Origin of the sequence: Streptomyces purpurogeneiscleroticus, from assembly GCF_020024005.1 — a bacterium.
Lineage (GTDB): Bacteria > Actinomycetota > Actinomycetes > Streptomycetales > Streptomycetaceae > Streptomyces > Streptomyces purpurogeneiscleroticus.
This window is the reverse complement of record NZ_NHSG01000180.1, coordinates 1-18,134: the sequence shown is the minus strand read 5'-3', so window position 1 is coordinate 18,134 and position 18,134 is coordinate 1. Positions and strand designations below refer to the sequence as shown.

At 73.6% G+C, this 18,134-nt stretch carries 19 protein-coding genes; 7 read left to right on the top strand and 12 right to left on the bottom strand.

Annotation, left to right across the window (positions count from 1 at the left end; translation table 11 throughout):
- Positions 1–111: 111 nt before the first annotated feature.
- Positions 112–1,632: a PucR family transcriptional regulator gene (locus CCS38_RS11450; RefSeq protein WP_223733119.1), complete on the top strand. Its 1,521-nt coding sequence runs from the start codon at positions 112–114 to the stop codon at positions 1,630–1,632.
- Positions 1,633–1,680: 48 nt separating this feature from the next.
- On the opposite strand, the gene ligD is transcribed toward CCS38_RS11450, so the two are convergent.
- Positions 1,681–2,730, bottom strand: coding sequence for a non-homologous end-joining DNA ligase (ligD, locus tag CCS38_RS11445; RefSeq protein ID WP_223733118.1), 1,050 nt, complete (start codon positions 2,728–2,730; stop codon positions 1,681–1,683).
- Between the two features lie 74 nt (positions 2,731–2,804).
- On the opposite strand from ligD, the gene CCS38_RS11440 reads away from it, so the two are divergent.
- A complete protein-coding gene (locus CCS38_RS11440) occupies positions 2,805–3,878 on the top strand; it encodes an ATP-dependent DNA ligase (protein WP_223733117.1) in 1,074 nt (357 codons plus the stop codon).
- Between the two features lie 7 nt (positions 3,879–3,885).
- On the opposite strand, the gene CCS38_RS11435 is transcribed toward CCS38_RS11440, so the two are convergent.
- The 5 genes from CCS38_RS11435 to CCS38_RS11415 all read right to left on the bottom strand — a co-directional run bounded on the left by CCS38_RS11435 (position 3,886) and on the right by CCS38_RS11415 (position 8,488).
- A complete protein-coding gene (locus CCS38_RS11435; protein WP_223733116.1) occupies positions 3,886–4,377 on the bottom strand; it encodes a hypothetical protein in 492 nt (163 codons plus the stop codon).
- A gap of 133 nt (positions 4,378–4,510) precedes the next feature.
- Positions 4,511–4,921, bottom strand: coding sequence for a peptide-methionine (R)-S-oxide reductase MsrB (msrB, locus tag CCS38_RS11430; protein ID WP_223733115.1), 411 nt, complete (start codon positions 4,919–4,921; stop codon positions 4,511–4,513).
- A 29-nt stretch (positions 4,922–4,950) separates the two neighbouring features.
- Positions 4,951–6,348, bottom strand: coding sequence for a UDP-N-acetylmuramate--L-alanine ligase (murC, locus tag CCS38_RS11425; protein ID WP_223733114.1), 1,398 nt, complete (start codon positions 6,346–6,348; stop codon positions 4,951–4,953).
- 167 nt (positions 6,349–6,515) lie between these two features.
- Positions 6,516–7,136: a response regulator gene (locus CCS38_RS11420; RefSeq protein ID WP_223733121.1), complete on the bottom strand. Its 621-nt coding sequence runs from the start codon at positions 7,134–7,136 to the stop codon at positions 6,516–6,518.
- 74 nt (positions 7,137–7,210) lie between these two features.
- A complete protein-coding gene (locus CCS38_RS11415) occupies positions 7,211–8,488 on the bottom strand; it encodes a sensor histidine kinase (protein ID WP_223733113.1) in 1,278 nt (425 codons plus the stop codon).
- 145 nt (positions 8,489–8,633) lie between these two features.
- Between CCS38_RS11415 and CCS38_RS11410 the strand changes: the two genes are divergently transcribed.
- Positions 8,634–9,728 (top strand): ABC transporter permease, encoded by a 1,095-nt coding sequence (locus CCS38_RS11410; RefSeq protein ID WP_223733112.1) that lies wholly within the window; start codon positions 8,634–8,636, stop codon positions 9,726–9,728.
- Between the two features lie 112 nt (positions 9,729–9,840).
- Positions 9,841–10,527, top strand: coding sequence for an ABC transporter ATP-binding protein (locus CCS38_RS11405; RefSeq protein WP_223733111.1), 687 nt, complete (start codon positions 9,841–9,843; stop codon positions 10,525–10,527).
- An 18-nt stretch (positions 10,528–10,545) separates the two neighbouring features.
- Here CCS38_RS11405 and CCS38_RS11400 read toward each other — a convergent pair whose 3' ends face one another.
- Both CCS38_RS11400 and CCS38_RS11395 read right to left on the bottom strand, forming a co-directional pair.
- On the bottom strand, positions 10,546–11,019 hold the full coding sequence (locus CCS38_RS11400) for an indole-3-glycerol phosphate synthase (protein ID WP_223733110.1): 474 nt from the start codon (positions 11,017–11,019) through the stop codon (positions 10,546–10,548).
- A gap of 184 nt (positions 11,020–11,203) precedes the next feature.
- Positions 11,204–12,070, bottom strand: coding sequence for a pyrimidine reductase family protein (locus tag CCS38_RS11395; RefSeq protein ID WP_223733109.1), 867 nt, complete (start codon positions 12,068–12,070; stop codon positions 11,204–11,206).
- 87 nt (positions 12,071–12,157) lie between these two features.
- On the opposite strand from CCS38_RS11395, the gene zapE reads away from it, so the two are divergent.
- Both zapE and CCS38_RS11385 read left to right on the top strand, forming a co-directional pair.
- Positions 12,158–13,282, top strand: coding sequence for a cell division protein ZapE (gene zapE, locus CCS38_RS11390; protein WP_223733108.1), 1,125 nt, complete (start codon positions 12,158–12,160; stop codon positions 13,280–13,282).
- A 150-nt stretch (positions 13,283–13,432) separates the two neighbouring features.
- Positions 13,433–14,794, top strand: a complete 1,362-nt coding sequence (locus CCS38_RS11385; RefSeq protein ID WP_223733107.1) for an alkaline phosphatase PhoX — start codon at positions 13,433–13,435, stop codon at positions 14,792–14,794.
- A gap of 45 nt (positions 14,795–14,839) precedes the next feature.
- On the opposite strand, the gene CCS38_RS11380 is transcribed toward CCS38_RS11385, so the two are convergent.
- The 4 genes from CCS38_RS11380 to CCS38_RS11365 are packed head-to-tail and all read right to left on the bottom strand — an operon-like array spanning position 14,840 to position 17,279.
- Positions 14,840–14,998: a hypothetical protein gene (locus CCS38_RS11380; protein WP_223733106.1), complete on the bottom strand. Its 159-nt coding sequence runs from the start codon at positions 14,996–14,998 to the stop codon at positions 14,840–14,842.
- Positions 14,999–15,024: 26 nt separating this feature from the next.
- Entirely contained in the window at positions 15,025–15,693 is a 669-nt protein-coding gene (locus CCS38_RS11375) for an ABC transporter (RefSeq protein ID WP_223733105.1), read from the bottom strand.
- Positions 15,690–16,568 carry an ABC transporter ATP-binding protein gene (locus tag CCS38_RS11370; RefSeq protein ID WP_223733104.1) on the bottom strand — a complete coding sequence of 293 codons (879 nt, stop codon included), beginning with the start codon at positions 16,566–16,568 and terminating at the stop codon, positions 15,690–15,692. Before CCS38_RS11370 ends, CCS38_RS11375 begins: the two co-directional genes overlap by 4 nt.
- A 33-nt stretch (positions 16,569–16,601) precedes the next feature.
- Positions 16,602–17,279 (bottom strand): AIM24 family protein, encoded by a 678-nt coding sequence (locus tag CCS38_RS11365; RefSeq protein WP_223733103.1) that lies wholly within the window; start codon positions 17,277–17,279, stop codon positions 16,602–16,604.
- Between the two features lie 129 nt (positions 17,280–17,408).
- Between CCS38_RS11365 and CCS38_RS11360 the strand changes: the two genes are divergently transcribed.
- Positions 17,409–18,119, top strand: a complete 711-nt coding sequence (locus tag CCS38_RS11360; protein ID WP_223733120.1) for a peptidyl-tRNA hydrolase — start codon at positions 17,409–17,411, stop codon at positions 18,117–18,119.
- The last annotated feature ends 15 nt before the right edge of the window (positions 18,120–18,134 follow it).

Genomic DNA, 18,134 nt, shown 5'->3' with positions numbered 1-18,134 from the left:
CCTGCGGGGGTGGTGCGGCCCGGGGGTGAGCGCGGTGGTGTGAACCTACGGGCCCGTTCGGAGCCGCTTCGATCGCCCGATCGTCCATCCGATAGATATGTGATGGACACTATGTCTATGCCGCTGTACCTCACCGACCTCCTGGCGCGCCCGGACCTGAACCTCTCGGTCACCGGCGACCCCGCGCCGGGGCTGCTGGACCGCACCATCGACGCCGCCACCGTCTCCGACCTGCTGCATCCCGGCGAGTGGCTGCAGGGCGGCGAGCTGCTGATGACCATCGGGCTGCTGCTGCCGATGGAGCCGGCCGCGTGCCGTGCATACGTCGCCGACGTGGCGGCCGGCGGCGCGGCGGCCCTGGCGCTCGGCCTCGGGCACGGCCTCCCGTACCAGGCGGCGCCGCAGCCCCTGGTGGACGCGGCGCAGGAGGCCGGCCTGCCGCTGCTCACCGTCCCGGACGAGGTGCCGTTCATCGCCGTCACGAAGGCCGTCTTCGAGGCACGCGCCCACGAGGAGCGGCAGGTGCTGCAGCGGGCCTTCGCGACCCAGCGGCGGCTGACCGCGGCGGCCACGGACAACGGGCTGCGCCCGATGCTGGAGGAGTGGACGGCGGCCACCGGGGTGGGGGCCGCGGTCCTCGACCCCCTGGGGCGGCTGCTCGCCTCGGGCGGGCCGGACGCCGAACCCGTACTGGACAGCGCGCGCGACCTCATCGACCGGGTGGCCTCCCGGGGGCTGCGCGGCAGCGCGGCCAGTACGGCCGGCGGGCAGCAGCTGGAAGTGCAGCCGCTGGGCGCCCGCCGGCTGCACGGCCTGCTCCTCCTGAGCGGCGGCCCCGACGCCGCGGCCCGCGCCGTCGTCCCCGGCCTGGTCTCCCTGCTCTCCCTGGAGCTGGAGCGGCGCCACCTGATGGACGAGCCGGAACGGCGCCGGCGCTCCGCGCTCCTCTCGGAGCTGCTCGCCGAGCCGGCGGCCGGCCAGGAACGGGCCGCCGGGCGCGCCCAGGACATCCTCGCCTCGGTCGGGCTGGCCACCGACCGGGTGCGCGGCGTCGTGGTCGAGGCGCCCCCGGAGACCGCCCAGGAGGCGGCCGCCGACCTCGCCCTCGCCGTACCGGGCGGACTGGTGCGGGTCGCCGAGGGCGGCCTCGTCGAGGCGGTGGTCGCCGAGGAGCTGGACGTACGGGACGTCCTCGGCCGCTTCGTACCGGGCTGCCCCGCCGGCCTCGGCCCACCGGCCGCCCCCGAGGCCGTACGGGCCTCCCTGCGGCAGGCAGCCGGGCTGCTGGGCCTGAGCCGGAGCTCCGGCGCGCCGGTCGAGGCCCGCGAGAGCCAGGCCAGCCGGCTGCTCCTGGAGCTCGGCGACCGGCGCACCCTCCTGGGCTACGCGGACGCCGTACTGAGCCCCCTGGACCTCGCCGACAACGGCGAGGAGCTGATCGCCACGCTGGCCGCCTGGCTGGAGACCGGCGGCACCTGGGACACCACCAGCCGCCGCCTCGGCGTCCACCGCCACACCGTGCGCAACCGCCTCGACAAGGCCATGGCCCTCACCGGCCGCCGTCTCGACGACGCGGACGACCGCTTCGACCTGTGGCTGGCGACGCGGATCCGGCGCGGCGGGCGGGTGTGAGACGCGGGCGTACGCAGACGCTCGGGGCAGCGCACCGAGTGGCGGGCGTCAGTCCTTGTGCCGGGCGCGGCTCGGCTGGACCCGGGTGGGCTCGCCCGGCATCTTCGGGTGGTCGGGCGGATAGGGCAGATCGCCGAGGCCGCCGTCGCGCTCGGCACGGTCGGCCAGCTCGAACACGGACTCCAGTCCGAAGCTCTCCTCGGCCATGTCGGCGTGCACATCGCCCCGTTCCGCGTAGCGGGCCGGCATCGTGGCGAGGTCGAAGTCGGCCGGCTCGGCGTCGTCCAGCTCCTCCCAGCGCAGCGGCGCGGACACCGTGGCACGCGGGTTCGGCCGTACCGAATAGGCGGAGGCGATGGTGCGGTCGCGCGCCATCTGGTTGTAGTCCACGAAGACGCGGGCGCCGCGCTCCTCCTTCCACCAGGCCGTCGTCACCTGGTCCGGCATCCGGCGGGCCAGCTCGCGCCCCACGGTGATGGCCGCGCGCCGCACTTCAGTGAACGTCCAGCGCGGCGCGATCGGTACGTAGACGTGCAGACCGCGGCCCCCGGAGGTCTTCGGCCAGCCCCGCAGGCCCAGCTCGTCCAGGAGGGCGTGCAGCGCGTGGGCGGCCCGTACGGCGTCCGCGTAGCCGGTGCCCGGCTGCGGGTCGAGGTCGATGCGCAGCTCGTCGGGGTGGTCGGGCCGGCCGCGGCGGACCGGCCAGGGGTGGAAGGTGACGCAGCCCAGGTTCGCCGCCCAGAGGACGGCGGCGGGCTCGGTGGGGCAGATCTCGTCGGCCGAGCGGCCGCTGGGGAAGGTGATGTGGGCGGTCGGCAGCCAGTCGGGGCGGTTCTTCGGGGCGCGCTTCTGGAAGAACGACTCGCCGGTGACCCCGTCCGGGTACCGCTCCAGGGTCGTCGGCCGGTCGTGCAGCGCCCGGGTGATGCCGTCGGCGACGGCCAGGTAGTACTGCGCCAGGTCCCTCTTCGTGAAGCCGCGCTCCGGGAAGTACACCTTGTCCGGGTGCGACAGCCGTACGGTACGGCCACCGGCCTCGATCTCCTCCGCCGCACCGCCCGCACCTTTGGCACTGCCCGTACCGCCCGTACCTCCCATGGCCGCCACGGTAGGACGGTGGCAGCGGTCCCGCTCGTCGAGCGACGTAAGGGACGTACGCGCACAATCGAGACATGGATCTCCCGGTGATGCCACCCGTGAAGCCCATGCTGGCCAAGCCGGCGGCGAAGATCCCGTCCGGCATGCAGTACGAGGCCAAATGGGACGGCTTCCGGGCCATCGTCTACCGGGACGGCGACGAGATCGAGCTCGGCAGCCGCACGGGCAAGCCGCTCACCCGCTACTTCCCCGAGCTGGTCGAGGCGCTGCGCCTCAATGTGCCCGAGCGCTGCGTACTGGACGGCGAGATCGTGATCGCGCGCGGCGACCGGCTGGACTTCGACGCGCTCACCGAGCGGATCCACCCCGCCAAGTCCCGGGTCGACCTGCTCGCCGAGCGGACCCCGGCCGGCTTCGTCGCGTTCGATCTGCTGGCGCTGGACAATGAAGCGCTGCTCCACGCGCCCCAGAAGGAGCGGCGCGCCCGGCTCACCGAGGCGCTGCGGGGCGCCGAGGCCCCGGTGCACCTCGCGCCCGCCACCACGGATGCCGCGCTCGCCGCCGAGTGGTTCACGGAGTACGAGGGTGCCGGCCTGGACGGTGTGATCGCCAAGCCGCTGGACATGCCGTACCGCCAGAACGAGCGGGTCATGGTCAAGATCAAGCACGAGCGCACGGCGGACTGCGTGCTCGCCGGCTTCCGCTTCCACAAGAGCGGCCCGGTGGTCGGCTCGCTGCTGCTCGGCCTGTACGACGCGGCCGGCACGCTGCAGCACGTGGGCGTCTGCGCCGCGTTCTCCATGAAGCGGCGCGAGGAGCTGGTGGCCGAGCTGGAGCCGCTGCGCATGGAGTCGGCGGCGGGCCACCCCTGGGCGCACTGGACGGAGGAGGAGGCGCACGAATCCGCCCGGCTGCCCGGCGCGCCCAGCCGCTGGAGCGGCAAGAAGGACCTGTCCTGGGTGCCACTGCGCCCGGAGCGGGTGCTGGAGGTGGCGTACGACCACATGGAGAACGGGCAGCGCTTCCGGCACACCGCCCAATTCCGCCGCTGGCGCCCGGACCGCACCCCGGAGAGCTGCACGTACGCGCAACTGGAGGAGCCGGTGCGCTACGACCTGGGGAGAGTGCTGACCCGAAGGGTGGACTGAAGCGCCATTAGGGTGAGGGGGATCGAGGAGCACGAGGGGCACGAGAAGTGCCGAGCTGCTGGCGGAGACCGGCGTGCCGGTACTGCCGTGGGAGCAGGCGCTGCAGACGCCGGTCGACCTCGCCGTCACGGCCAGCTTCGGCGGTCAACTGGTGCCCCATGCTCCGCTTCTGACTGTCCCGGTCGGTGAAGTACCGCAGCGACGGCGGCAGTTGCGGCACCGCCCGGGCGCGCGCTTCGGGGAGCGCGTCACGGACTAGGGCCTGTACTTCGGCGAGCCGCGCGGCGTTTCCGGGGTCGCGCAGCGCACCCTCGTGGAGGAGGCGGGCCAGGCCGTCCCAGTCGCCCGGCGTCGCCGGCGCGGCGACCTCGCGCCCCGCGATCCGCCGGGCGAGGCCGCCGACGGATTCGAGCGCGCGCTTCCCGGCCTCATTGGCCATGCCCGTGCCGACCGCACCCGGCATCGCCGTGACCGCCGCCGGCGATATGGGGTCCACCATCCGCAACTCCCCTGCTCACGGCGCCCTTACGGCCACCGTCCCCGCCAAGTCGAGATCAACCGTAGCGAACGGCGGGGGCGGCCATGGGCGTCATGAGGCAACGGCGTCCGGCTCGGAGCGGCCGGCGGGACGCTCAGCCCTCGTCGTCCGGGGTCAGCCGCAGGGAGATCGAGTTGATGCAGTAACGCTGGTCGGTGGGGGTGGGGTAGCCCTCGCCCTCGAAGACGTGGCCGAGGTGCGAGCCGCAGCGCGAGCAGCGGACCTCCGTGCGGACCATGCCGTGCGAGCGGTCCTCGATCAGCTCGACGGCGTCGGTGTCCTTGGGGTCGTAGAAGGACGGCCAGCCGCAGTGGCTGGCGAACTTCGTGTCCGAGCGGAAGAGTTCGGCACCGCAGGCGCGGCAGGAGTAGACGCCGGAGGTCGTGGTGTCGGTGTACTCGCCGACGAAGGCGGGCTCGGTGCCGGCCTCGCGGAGGACGCGGAACTCCGCGGGGGTCAGCTCGGCGCGCCACTGCTCGTCGGGCTTGTCGATCTCGTAGGCCATGGTCTCGCTCCTTCGGGCCGGCGTACTGGTCAGGCGTCGAGGCGGGCGAGGATGTCGGGGCCCAGCTCGGTCACGTCGCCCGCTCCCATGGTGAGAACAAGGTCACCGGGGCCCGTCATTCCGGCAATGACATCGGGGACCGCGGACTTGTCGTGCTCGGCGGTGACCGTCGCGCCGGCGGCCTCGGCGGCCTTGATGATCAAGTCGCTGGTCACGCCGGGGATCGGGTCCTCGCGGGCCGGGTAGATGTCCAGCACCACGGAGGCGTCGGCGAGGGCCAGCGCCTGGCCCATCTCCCGGCCCAGCTCCTGGGTGCGGGAGAAGAGGTGCGGCTGGAAGACGACAAGGACGCGGGAGTCGGCGGCGGCACCCCGGATCGCTTCGAGGTCGGCGGTCATCTCCGTCGGGTGGTGCGCGTACGAGTCGATGACCTGGACGCCCTTGGCCTCGCCCTTGAGCTGGAGGCGGCGCTTGACACCCGTGTACGAGGGCAGCGCCGCGGCGAGGTCGGCGGGCGCGATGCCGAGGGCCGCGCCGGCGGCCAGGGCGGCCGTGGCGTTCAGCGCGTAGTGCCGGCCGGGGACCGAGACCGTGAAGGCCAGCCGCTCGCCGGTGGGGAGCTGCGCGGTGACCTCGCTGGTCAGGCCGCGCGGGGTGATGTCGAGGACGCGCAGGTCGGCGTCGTCCGCCTCGCCGTACGTGACGACCGTGAGGTCGGCGCGGCCGCGGACGCGAGTGGTCAGCTCGCGGGCACCGGCGTGGTCCGCGGAGATCACGAGGGTGCCGCCGGGGCGCACCTTGCCCACGAAGGTCTCGAAGGACTCGTAGATCTCGTCCATCGAGGCGTAGTTCGCGTGGTGGTCCAGCTCGACGTTGAGGATGATCGCGACATCGGGCGCGTACTTGTGGAAGCTGCGGTCGCTCTCGTCCGCCTCGGCCACGAAGATGTCGCCGGTGCCGTGGTGGGCGTTGGAGCCGGGCGCGTCGAGGTCGCCGCCGATGGCGTACGAGGGCTCCAGGCCGAGGGTGGTGAGGGCGACGGCCAGCATGGACGTGGTGGTCGTCTTGCCGTGCGTGCCGGCGACGGCGATCGGGCGCGCGCCGTCCATCAGGGCGGCGAGGGCGTCGGAGCGGTGCACGACGGGGATGCCGCGCTCGGCGGCGGCGGCCAGCTCCGGGTTGTCGGCGCGGATTGCCGAGGAGACGACGACGCTGGTGGCGTCGGCGGCGAGGTGCTCGGCGGCGTGGCCGATGTGGACCGTGGCGCCGGCCTCGCGCAGGGCCAGCACGGTCGCCGACTCCTTGGAGTCGCTGCCCGCGACGGCGGCGCCGCGCTGCGCCAGGATCTTCGCGATGCCGGACATGCCGGCGCCGCCGATGCCGATGAAGTGCGGTCGGTCCATCGCGGCGGGGATGCCGGGTGCCATCGTGACGTCTCCCTGGTCGGTGTACAGCGGTGTGCAGCGATATGAATCAGTAGCGGTTCGAGGTGATTCTTGCACCTTGCTCTGACAATCCCGGCCACGGCCGGTCGCCCGGCCGCCCCGCACCGCGTCAGCGCACCGCGCCAGCGGCACCGCCTCAGCCCACCGCCTCAGCGCCGGATCAGTCCTTGCGCCGTCGCCGCCGCGACCGCCGACGTACGGGAGTCGACCTCGAGCTTGGTGTAGATGTGCACGAGGTGGGACTTCACGGTCGCCTGGCTGAGGAAGAGCCGCTTGCTGATCTGCGCGTTGGACAGTCCGTCGGCGACCAGCTGGAGCACCTCGGTCTCGCGGCGCGAGAGAGCGGCGGCGGGCGTGCGCATCCGGTCCATCAGGCGCAGCGCGACGGCCGGCGCGAGCGCGGACTTCCCGGCGGCGGCGGTGCGGACGGCGGCGGCCAGCTCTTCGGGCGGCGCGTCCTTGAGGAGGTAGCCGGTGGCACCGGCCTCGATGGCCGCGAGGATGTCGGCATCGGTGTCGTACGTGGTGAGCACCAGCACGCGGGGCGCGCCGTCCCGGGCGGTGATCTCCGCGGTGGCCTGCGGGCCGCGCATCTCGCCGCCGAACTGGAGGTCCATGAGGACCACGTCGACACCGGGTCGCGCGGCGAGCACCACGGACTCCTCCGCCGTGGCCACGTCGGCGACGACCTCGAAGTCGGGCTCGGTCTCCAGTACGGCCCGCAGCCCGGCGCGCACCACGGGGTGGTCGTCGGCCAGGAGGAGCCGGATGCGGCCGCCTTCGGGGGCGTCGTGCCCGGAGGCGTCGTCTTCGGGGGCGCGGTCGCCGGTCTGCGGGGTGTCGGTCACGGGGCCTGTTCCGGAAGTCGGGTGGGGGTCGCGGCCCCGGGGACCGCGGCAGCGGTGGGCAGGGTGACCGCCACGGCCGTGCCCTCCCCCGGTGCCGATTCGACCACGAGGGTGCCGTGCAGGGCGCGGGCCCGGGCGCGCATCGCGGCGAGGCCGAAACCGGAGCCGGTGGTGTCCGTGCCCGGGGCCGGGACCTCGGACGGCCGGAATCCGGTGCCGTCGTCGACGACATCGAGGGCAACCTCGGTGCCCATGTAGCTGAGGGTCAGCTCGGCCCGGCTCGCTTCGGCGTGCTGCACCGTATTGGCCAGCGCGGACTGGGCGATGCGCAGCAGGGCGACCTCCTGCGGGGTGGGCAGGTCCGCGGGCGTACCGGACACGTGGCAGTGCACGGCGAGGCCGCTGGTACGCGCCGTAGTGGTGCACAGCCTTTCGAGGGCGGCGGGCAGCGAGCCGTGTTCCAGGCCGGGCGGGCTGAGCGCGCGTACGAAGCGGCGGGCCTCGGCGAGGTTGTCGACGGCGGCCTCGCGGGCGTGCCGTACGTGGCCGAGCGCGCCGTCGGGGCGGTCGGGCAGGGCCCGTTCCGCGGCCCGCAGCAGCAGCTGGATGCTGGACAGGCCCTGGGCGAGGGTGTCGTGGATCTCGCGGGCGAGGCGTTCGCGCTCGGCCAGGACGCCGGCGGTGCGTTCGGCGGCGGCCAGATCGCTGCGGGCCTCGGTCAGCTCCTCGATGAGGCGGCGCCGCTGCTCGCTCTCCCGGTACAGCGCCTGGTACCCGAGGACGACGGCGACCGCGACGGCCGCCCCGAGTGCGGGCCCGAGGACCGTACCGACGGTGAACCCACGGGCGTGCCACCCGAAGCCGCCGACGGCCACGGCGGTGGTCACCGCAACAAGGGGCAGCGCCCACCTCAGGGGCAGCAGATGGAGCTGCACGAAGAAGAGCGGGAAGGCGAGCCAGACGCCGTCCGGGGTGAGCAGCACCAGCAGGGCCCATACGGCCAGTACGGCGGTGAGCCAGAGGGCGGCGGCCACGGGGGCGGCGGAGACCTTCGGGAGGACGGGCCCCAGTGCGTACACGAAGGCGAGCACGACGGCCGCTCCGATGACGGCCGGTGTGTCGGGCGCGTGCTCGGCGGCCGCCCGGATCGCGGCGAGGGCCAGCAGCGCGGCGACCATCAGGTGCAGGCAGAGGCGCAGCACCCGGAGGACGGGGGTGAGGGAGTGCGGATTCACGACAGCTTCCAGGCTATGCGGAGCCCCGTACAGCGGCATCAACCGAAAGGTTGATCGGGTCCGCGCCCTTTCGATACCGGGGAAGCCGTCCCCGGCGCGATGCCCGGCACACCCCGTTGCGGCGAGGTTGGGAGCAGCCGCCGGGCACCGGGCCCGGCACCGTACGCAGAGGAGCTCCGAGGCCGTGTTCGTCGCCTGGAGGGACCTGAGGTTCGCCAAGGGGCGGTTCGCCCTGATGGGGACCGTCATCGTGCTGATCACCGTACTGGTGGGGCTGCTGTCCGGCCTGACGGCGGGCCTCGGCCGCGAGAACACCTCGGCGGTCACCTCGCTGCCCGCCGACCACCTCGTCTTCTCCGCGCCGGCGCAGGGCGAGGACGTGTCGTTCACCGACTCGCACCTCAGTGCGAGGACCGCGGAGCGCTGGGCCGGTGTGCCCGGGGTGGACCGGGCCGAGCCGCTGGGCATCGCCACCACGAAGGCCGAGTCCGGGGAGCGGAACGCGGCGCTGTCCGCCTTCGGGGTGCGCCCCGGCTCCCGGCTGGCACCGGAATCACGGGTGATCACGGACGGCGCCGCCGTGCTCTCCGAGAAGGCCGCCGACGAGCTGGGCGTACGGGCCGGGGACCGCTTCACGCTGGCCGGGCAGCGGCTGCGGGTCGCCGCCGTGGCGGGCGAGGCGATGTACAGCCACACGCCCGTGGTGTGGACCTCGCTGGACGACTGGCAGCGGGTGGGCGGCGGTCCGGCCGCCGCGCGCGGTACGGGCGGCTCCACCGTCCTCGCGCTGACCACCGAGGGCACCGGGAGCGGCGCTCTCACGGCCGCCGACAAGAAGCTCGGCACGAAGACGGTGAGCTCCGCCGACGCCCTGCAGGCGATCGGGTCCTTCACCGCCGAGAACGGCTCGCTGCAACTGATGCGCGGCTTCCTCTTCACCATCTCGGCGCTGGTCATCGGCGCGTTCTTCACCGTGTGGACGATCCAGCGCAGCGGCGACGTGGCCGTACTGAAGGCGCTCGGCGCCTCGACCCGCTACCTCCTGAAGGACGCGCTCGGCCAGGCCGTCGTTCTGCTGGTGCTCGGTACGGGCCTGGGCACCGCGCTCGCCGCCGGGGTGGGCGCGGCGGTCGGCGGCACCGTGCCCTTCGTGCTGGAGCCGGCCACCGTGCTGGTGCCCGCGCTGATCATGATCGCGCTGGGCGCGGTGGGCGCCGCGCTGTCCATCCGCCGCATCACCTCCGTGGACCCGCTGACGGCCCTGGGCAGCGCCCGATGACGCAGCGCCCGATAACGCAGTGCCCCGTAGCGCAGTGCCCGATGACGCAGCGCCCGATGGCGCGCCACCGCCGCCGTCCCCGTACCGCACCGACCGCCCCGTGGAGCAACCGATGAGCCTGGATCTGACCGATGTGACCCTCACCTACCCCGACGGCGGCACCCGGCTGACCGCGCTGGACGCGGTGTCGCTGCACGTGCCCGCCGGCACCATGACCGCGGTACTCGGCCCCTCGGGGTCGGGGAAGTCCAGCCTGCTGGCGGTGGCCGCCACCCTGATCACCCCGGACCGCGGCACCGTCACGATCGACGGCGTCGACACCACCGGGATGAGCCGGGCGCGGCTGACCGCGCTCCGCCGCGACAAGGTCGGCATGGTCTTCCAGCAGCCCAACCTGCTGCCCTCGCTGACCGCCGCCGAGCAGCTGCAGGCGATGGCCCACCTGGACGGGCGCTCGCCCCGTAAGGCCGCGCCGCGCGCGAAGGAGCTGCTGGCCGCCGTGGGGCTCGCCGGGCAGGCGGACCGCCGGCCGCACCAGCTGTCGGGCGGCCAGCGGCAGCGGATCAACATCGCGCGGGCGCTGATGAACGACCCGGCCGTCCTGCTGGTCGACGAGCCGACCAGCGCGCTGGACCAGGAGCGCGGCGCGGCCGTCCTGGACCTGCTGACCACGCTCACCCACCAGCGGGCCACGGCGACCGTCCTCGTGACGCACGACCGGTCGCACCTGGGCGCGGTGGACGCGGTCGTGGAGGTCCGGGACGGACGGGTCGGTGCGGGGGCACCGGCGGGCGCCTGAGAGCGGCTCCGAGGGCTCCTAGCCCGCGTCCCCCGCCGGCTCGCCCGGCGCGTGCGCGAACAGCTTCAGTACGGGCACGCCGACCTTGTGGCGGGCGCGGGAGGCCCAGTCGCGGTGGAAGAACTCCTCGACGAAGTGCGGGGCGGTCAGCACGATCACCTCGTCCGCGCCCGTCTGGTCGACGACCGACCGCAGCAGGTCCAGCGGATGGTGCTCGACCACCTGTCCGATGGCCTCGGCGCCCGCGTTCCGCAGCTGCTGGAGGGTGTGCGACAGGGCCCGCTCCGCAGGCGGCTCCGCCTCCGCGCCCTCGGGCTCGTCGCCCTCCCGCACCGCCTCGTCGAACTCGCCGAGGGCAACGTCGTCGATGGCTCGCAGCAGCACGTCCTGCTCGCCGCGCGGCTGCATGAGGACGACGAAGGAGACCTCGTCGTCGCCGTGCAGCGTGGTGACGAACTCCACGTCGGCGGGCGACAGAGGCTTCTCGATCATCAATACGCTCGTGAACACGACGGGCGCCCTTCTTCTCCGCTTCATGGACCGCCACGGAGCGGTGGTCCGACAGAAACCATCCTGCCCCGTCCCAGAACGGGGCCTTCGTTCCTTCAGTGTGCCCAATGGGAGCTAAGCGGAACGGGAAATTCCGCCGAACGCCCGGGAGCTGGGGTGAAACGGTTCATGGGCGGCGGTACCTGGTGAACAGGAATCCGTCGTCCTCCAGTACGGATGCCAGCCGGAACCGTTCCGGTACCGCCAGGCCGGGCGCGTTCATGATCCGCGGCGCGTCCCCCACCGTCACCAGCGGCGCGAGCGACAGGCACAGCTCGTCCAGCGCGCCCGCCGCGGCGAACTGGCCGAGCAGCCGCGGCCCGCCCTCCGTCAGCAGCCGGGTCAGCCCCAGCTCCGCGAGCGCGCCGGTCACCCGTGCGGGGTCGACCGCCGTGCCCTCCCCTGCGAAGACCACCTGAGCGCCGGCCGCCCGCGCGGCCTTCACCCGGCTCTCGTCGGCGCCCGCGCCGGTCAGCAGGACCGTGGGCACCAGGGGCTGCGTGAAGAGGGGCAGCGAGAAGTCCAGGTCCAGGCTCGCGCTCACCACGGCGATGGCCGGCGCGGGCCCCTGCCCGGCCGCCGCCCGCCGCGCGGCGAACGCCTCGCGCGCCCTGGCCGGCCGGTACCCCTCCTGGCGCACCGTCTCGGCGCCGGCAACCACCGCGTCGGCCAGCCCGCGCAGCACTCCGAAGATCCGCATGTCGGCGTCGCTCGAGAGGGGCTGCGAGCGGCCTTCATGGTGCGCGGCGCCGTCCACCGAGGACACCATGTTGGCGCGCAGCCAGCCGCTCGACGCCTTCGTGCCGGCCGCTGCCGCGCCCACCGCATCCGGATACGCGTACGCCTCCGCGAGCTCGTCCAAGGTCCATTCCCGGTCTTCCATCCACTCCCGGTACCCGTCCGGCGGCGGCGACACCGCTTCGTCGGCGGTTCCTTGGGACAGTGCGGTTCCGGAGGGCACGGACTGGGCGGGAGAGGGGAACAGACGTCGCATAGGCGGCAGTGTGGCACGGAGACGACCGTGTGACATGCCTCGCTCAGCGGTCCGGCGCGTGCCGTGCAGCGACTACGCTGGAGCGCTGTGTCACCTTCCACGCCCTCGTCGCCCTCGCAGCCCGCTCCGATAACCGGCCAGGCCGCCGCCGGCCCCTCGGACGACGCGGCCCCGGCCGCGCTCACCGCGCGCGCCCCGCACGTTCCCGCCGACCGGCTGGTCGCGGAGATGGTGCCGCCGCCGCGCTTCCAGAGCGCGCGCTTCGAGACGTACATCCCGGACCCGGCGCAGCCCAGCCAGGCCGAGGCGGTGCAGGTGCTCAGCTCCTTCGCGGCGAGCATCGGGGGCGGCCCGAGCTCCTCGGGGAGCAAGCGGCGCTGGTTCTCGAAGAAGCCCGCCGCACCCCAGGGCCCGCGCGGCGTCTATCTGGACGGCGGCTACGGCGTCGGCAAGACCCACCTGCTGGCGTCCCTGTGGCACGCGACGCCGGCCGCACCGGAGCTCAAGGCGTTCGGCACCTTCGTGGAGCTGACCAACCTGGTCGGCGCGCTCGGCTTCCAGGAGACGGTGCGCACCCTCAGTGGCCACCGCCTGCTGTGCATCGACGAGTTCGAACTGGACGACCCCGGTGACACCGTGCTGGTCTCCTCCCTGCTGGCCAAGCTGGTCGAGCACGGCGTGGCACTGGCGGCCACGTCGAACACGCTGCCGGGCAAGCTCGGTGAGGGCCGCTTCGCCGCCGCCGACTTCCTGCGCGAGATCCAGGGCCTGAGCGCCCACTTCCGGCCGCTGCGCATCGATGGCGAGGACTACCGCCACCGCGGGCTGCCCGAGGCGCCTGCGCCGTTCGACGACGCGACCGTCACCCGGGTCGCGTACGCCACGCCCGGCGCCTCGCTCGACGACTTCCCCGGGCTGCTGGACCACCTCTCGAAGGTGCACCCGAGCCGGTACGGCGCGATGTGCGACGACATCCGGGCAGTCTGCCTCACGGACGTACAGGCGGTACCGGACCAGTCCACGGCGCTGCGCCTCGTAGTGCTGGCCGACCGGCTCTACGACCGCGAGGTGCCGGTACTGGCGTCCGGCAAGCCGTTCGACGAGCTGTTCAGCGAGGAGATGCTCAACGGCGGCTACCGCAAGAAGTACTTCCGCGCGATCTCCCGGCTGACGGCGCTCGCCCGGGACGCGAAGCAGCTGACGGAGCGGTAGGTCAGCCAGCGGGCCGGAGCACGGCCCGGAGGCGGGCGCTACGCCCTTCAGGGGTGGTCCACGACACTCTACGCGCGTGGTTCCCGGCGGCCCTGTGACGTGGTACACACGTGCGGTCACATCACCTGTCCGCCAGCAGGGAGTTGCTTCATGTCCACAACACGACGTCAGATCCTTGCAAGAACCGGCGCGGTGGGGGCGGGAATCGCCTTTTCCGGCGCCGTCTCGGAGATCTTCGCCGGTACCGCTGTTGCCCAGTCGACGGGCCGGAGCGGTTACGGACCGCTGGTGCCCGACCCGGACGGCCTGCTCGACCTCCCGAAGGGCTTCCGCTACAAGGTGCTGTCCCGGGAGGGCTCCCCGCTGCTCTCCGGTGAGGGCAAGGTGCCGAGCAACTGCGACGGCATGGCGGCCTTCCGTGGCCGGCGGGGCCACACCCACCTGGTGCGCAACCACGAGAACCGCCAGAAGTCCCGCTCCGCCGTGCCCACCGTGCCCGGTATCACCTACGACCCGATGGCCGAGGGCGGCTGTACGGCCATCGAGGTCGACGCGCACAACGAGGTGGTCTCCGAGCGGGTCGCCATCGCCGGTACCTCCACCAACTGCGCGGGCGGCCCCACCCCCTGGAACACCTGGCTGACCTGCGAGGAGACCGAGTTCAAGGCGGGCGAGGAGGGCTACACCAGGGACCACGGCTTCATCTTCGAGGTCGATCCGTACGACCCGCGGCGCACCGGGGCCGTGCCGCTCACGGACATGGGCCGCTTCCAGCACGAGGCGATCGCGGTCGACCCCCAGGACGGCACGGTCTACGAGACCGAGGACGCCTTCGAGAAGCCGTTCGGGCTCTTCTACCGGTTCCACCCGAACAAGCCGCTGGGCGGCATCGGTTCGCTGCGCGCGGGCGGCCGGCTGCAGGCGATGCGCGTACCGGGGGTGAAGGACCTCTCCGCCATCAAGGAGACCGGCGCGAAGTTCGAGCGCATCGAGTGGGTGGACGTCCCGGACCCGCTCGCGAAGCAGACGCCCATCCGCTTCCAGGACTTCGGTACGAAGGGCATCACGCACGCCCAGAAGCTGGAGGGCTGCTACTGGGGCGGCTCCTGCGTGTACTTCGTGTCCAGCTTCGCGCACCGGGAGGAGGGCTCGGCCGCCGACCACTACGGGCAGGTGTGGAAGTACGACCCGAAGGCGCGCTGTCTGACGCTGGTGGTCGTCTTCGGACCGGACAGCGACCTGCAGCTGCCCGGCGAGTCCCCCGACAACATCTGCCTGGCGCCCAGCGGCGGCCTGATGGTGTGCGAGGACGGCGAGGGCGCGCAGCATGTCTTCGGGCTGACGCGGAAGGGCGTGGTGTACCCGATGGCGCGCGGCCGGCAGAACATCGGGACGCCGGAGGAGCCGGAGTGGGGCGAGTTCGCGGGCGTCACCTTCGCGCCGGACGGGCGCACGATGTACGTGAACTGCTACACGCCGGGGACGACGTTCGCGGTGACGGGGCCGTTCTGACCCCGGTCGCCGTGAGCCCGGAGTGACCGCGCGCCGCCTGTCCGGCTAGCCCGAACAGGCGGCGCGCTGGGCTTCGTGCCACTCGCAGACCGGGCACAGGACGATGCCCGGTGTGGTCTCCGGGTACTCGGTGGGCTCACGGCACAGGACGCACTCGGCGAGCGGGGCGTCTTCGGGCGCGGGGTGCTGGGTGGCGGGCGGCATGGTCCCGAGCCTACTGGCGCCGCCGCTCAGGTACGCCGGGAGCTGAGCGCGCAGGCCGCCGCGACGGCCGCGGCGGCGAGCAGGGCGGCCGCGCCCAGCGGCAGCCAGGGAATGGTCACCGTGCCGTGGACCGAGCCGGTGACCAGACCGCTGACCGCGGCGTTCGCGGGTGAGGCCGCGGTGACGAGCAGCAGCAGGGCGGCCAGCGCACCCGTGGGGACGGCCCATCCGGCACTGCGCAGCACCGGCGGGTTGGCCAGCGCGCCGGCTGCCGTGCCCAGCAGGACGCAGGAGAGCGCCGTGAGCGCCCCGGCGAGGGCCGCGGGCCCCATCGGCACGACGGTGCGGTGATCGGCGCTGTGCGGGTCGGAGACCAGCGCGACGAAGCCCGTACCGAGCGCCCCGAGGACCGTCGCGGCCAGCGCGGCGGTCAGGACGGCCGCCAGGTGCGCGCGGCCGGGGCCCGCGGCCGCCGCGGTGCAGGCCCGCGCCGCGGGCGGTTCACCGGTCACGCAGGCCCGTACGAGCCACACGGCCACGGGCAACAGCGGGGCGGCGGCGTACCCGTACCCGTCCAGCACCGGATCGCCGGCCCGGATGCCGATCGCCACGAAGGCGGCGTACAGGAGGGCGGGCGGCAGCCAGCGGTGCGAGCCGATGAGCAGCGCAAAGTGGTAGCGGAGCAACGGGATCACGGGGTACCGGGCCTCGGTGCGGTCTGGGCGGGGCGGGCGCTCTCGGGGGCCACCGCGTGGATGTGCCACGGCGGACGGGCCGTGAGGAGGGCGTGCAGGAGCGTGTCGGAGTGCGCGGCGGGGACGGTGAGCCGGGTCGTGCCGTCCGGGCCGGGCCCCGTGACGGGTGCGCCAGGGAGGCCGGGCGGCGGGGCGGCACCGGGCGGGCCCTGCGCCACCACGGTCACGCGCGGCCCCGGAGTGGCGCGCGCCGCATACGGAGGCGCGTCCTGCGGGCGCAGGCCCGCGTCCTCGACCCGGTAGCAGGCGTCCGCGGCACCGGCCAGACGGGCCGGGTCGTGGTCGACGAACACGACGGTGCCGCCGGCCGCGACGCGCTCGGCCACGGCGCGGTCGAGGGTGCCGCGCGCCGTGCCGTCCAGGCCGGTCCACGCCTCGTCCAGGACGAGCAGTTCGGGCTCGGCGAGCAGCGCCTGTACGACGGCGACCTTCTGGCTGGTGCCCTTGGAGAGCTCGGCGAGCGGCGTACGGGCGTGCCCCGCCGCCCCGAAGCGCTCCAGCCACTCGGTGGCCCGTCGGGCCGGCGCGGCACCGCGCAGCCCGTGGACGCGCCCGAGGTGGCCCAGGTACTCCAGGGCCGTGAAAGGCAGCGCCGCGGGGAAGCGCTCCGGTACGTACGCGGCGCGCGGGCGTCCCGTGACACGGCCCGTACTCGGCGCGTCGATCCCGGCGAACAGGCGGAGCAGCGTGGACTTGCCGCTGCCGTTCGTGCCCTCGATGCGCAGCAGGGACGCGCGCGGCACTTCGAGGTCGACGTCGCGCAGCACCCAGGGGCCGCGCAGCCCGTAGCGCCGCCCCACCTTGTGCAGCTTCATGCCGGTGTCCGCCTCAGTGCCCTACCCCGCGCCTCAGCCGTTCGAGGACTGGGCGGGCTTCGCCTCGCTGGGCCGTACGATCACGAACCCCTCGCCGTCCAGGCGCAGCTGGACGGCCTCGCCCGAGCCGCCGCGGATCATCGACCCGACGCTCTGCGAGCGGTGCAGCGAGGTCTTCAGCGCGGCGCTCCAGCCGACCACCGCGTCGGTGTCCACGAAGACCGGCAGCTGCGGGCTGACGGGGATGACGATCGGGTTGCCCTCGCACATCACTCCGAGCTGGCCGTGGCCGGTGAACACGGAGTTGAAGAGCCCGCCGCCGGTCATTCCGGCGCCCTTCACGACCTTTATCTCGTAGGACAGGGTGGCGTCGAAGCACAGGATGTTGCGGCCGTTGAGGGTGATGCTGTCCCCGGGGGCGAGGTCGACGATGAAGCAGTTCTGTGCCTCGTGCGCGAACCACACCTCCCCTTGGCCGCGCACGGCCATCAGAGCCAGCCCCTCGCCCGTGACCGCGCGCTTGAGGAACTTGCCCACCCCCTGGCCCTGCTTCTCGAACTGCAGGTTGCCGCGGAAGGCGACCATCGAGCCCTGGCGCGCGTAGCACTCGCCGTCCACCGCGTACTTGATCGACTTGGTGTTCTGCAGGGTCATGCCGGGAGCGGTCGCCGGGGTGACCAAGTTCTCGGACGAGAAGAGTTCGCTCTGCATGGTGAGGATGATCGCCCGGAACTCTCCCCTCCGCCAAGGAAACCGGGGAACGGCTCCGCGCCGGGGATTGTCAGTGCCTGCTGGCAGACTGAAACCGTGAGCAGCACCGAGACCCCACAGACCCCGGCCGTGACGCACGACGAGACGCCGTCCGGCACTCCGCGCCCCGCGGCGGCCGACCGCGACGCGGCACCGCAATTCGTACTGCCGCTGGTCGTCCGGCTGGAGAAGGCCGCGCCGCCGGCGCGCACGGACGCGCTGGAGACGGCCGCGCGGGCGGTTCTCGTACTGCTCTCGGACGAGCGCGCGCTGGACGACGGCGAGTGGGCCGCGGCCGTGCGGGACTGGCAGGACGCCCGCATCCGCAAGGTCGTGCGGCGGGCGCGGGGCGCGGAGTGGCGTCGCGCGACGGAGCTGCCGGGCATCACGGTCACCGGCGGCTCCGCCGAGGTGCGGGTCTTTCCGCCGGTGCCGCTGGACGGCTGGCCCAAGGAGCTGGCCAAGCTCCAGGTCTCCGGTACGGAGCTGGACGACCCGGAGCCGCCGGGCGCGCCCGACCCGGAGGGGCCCGTGCTGTGGCTCAGCCCGGAGCTGCAGATGTCGGCGGGCAAGTCGATGGCCCAGGCGGGCCACGGCGCGCAGCTCGCCTGGTGGGAGCTGTCCGGCGCCGAGCGGGCGGCCTGGCAGGCGGCCGGCTTCCCGCTGTCGGTGCGCACGGCGGAGCCGGACCGCTGGGCGGAGCTGACCCGCAGCGGCCTGCCCGTCGTCCGGGACGCGGGCTTCACGGAGATCACCCCGGGTTCCTGCACGGTTGTCGCCGATCATCCGGCGCTGCGGTAGTCGCGCGGGGCGGGG

Coding starts and splice junctions, on each gene's coding strand:
- CCS38_RS11450 (WP_223733119.1), top strand. CDS start 112: ATGTCTATGCCGCTGTACCTCACCGACCTCCTGGCGCGCCCGGACCTG.
- ligD (WP_223733118.1), bottom strand. CDS start 2,730: ATGGGAGGTACGGGCGGTACGGGCAGTGCCAAAGGTGCGGGCGGTGCG.
- CCS38_RS11440 (WP_223733117.1), top strand. CDS start 2,805: ATGGATCTCCCGGTGATGCCACCCGTGAAGCCCATGCTGGCCAAGCCG.
- CCS38_RS11435 (WP_223733116.1), bottom strand. CDS start 4,377: ATGGTGGACCCCATATCGCCGGCGGCGGTCACGGCGATGCCGGGTGCG.
- msrB (WP_223733115.1), bottom strand. CDS start 4,921: ATGGCCTACGAGATCGACAAGCCCGACGAGCAGTGGCGCGCCGAGCTG.
- murC (WP_223733114.1), bottom strand. CDS start 6,348: ATGGCACCCGGCATCCCCGCCGCGATGGACCGACCGCACTTCATCGGC.
- CCS38_RS11415 (WP_223733113.1), bottom strand. CDS start 8,488: ATGCCGCTGTACGGGGCTCCGCATAGCCTGGAAGCTGTCGTGAATCCG.
- CCS38_RS11405 (WP_223733111.1), top strand. CDS start 9,841: ATGAGCCTGGATCTGACCGATGTGACCCTCACCTACCCCGACGGCGGC.
- CCS38_RS11400 (WP_223733110.1), bottom strand. CDS start 11,019: ATGATCGAGAAGCCTCTGTCGCCCGCCGACGTGGAGTTCGTCACCACG.
- CCS38_RS11395 (WP_223733109.1), bottom strand. CDS start 12,070: ATGCGACGTCTGTTCCCCTCTCCCGCCCAGTCCGTGCCCTCCGGAACC.
- CCS38_RS11385 (WP_223733107.1), top strand. CDS start 13,433: ATGTCCACAACACGACGTCAGATCCTTGCAAGAACCGGCGCGGTGGGG.
- CCS38_RS11380 (WP_223733106.1), bottom strand. CDS start 14,998: ATGCCGCCCGCCACCCAGCACCCCGCGCCCGAAGACGCCCCGCTCGCC.
- CCS38_RS11370 (WP_223733104.1), bottom strand. CDS start 16,568: ATGAAGCTGCACAAGGTGGGGCGGCGCTACGGGCTGCGCGGCCCCTGG.
- CCS38_RS11365 (WP_223733103.1), bottom strand. CDS start 17,279: ATGCAGAGCGAACTCTTCTCGTCCGAGAACTTGGTCACCCCGGCGACC.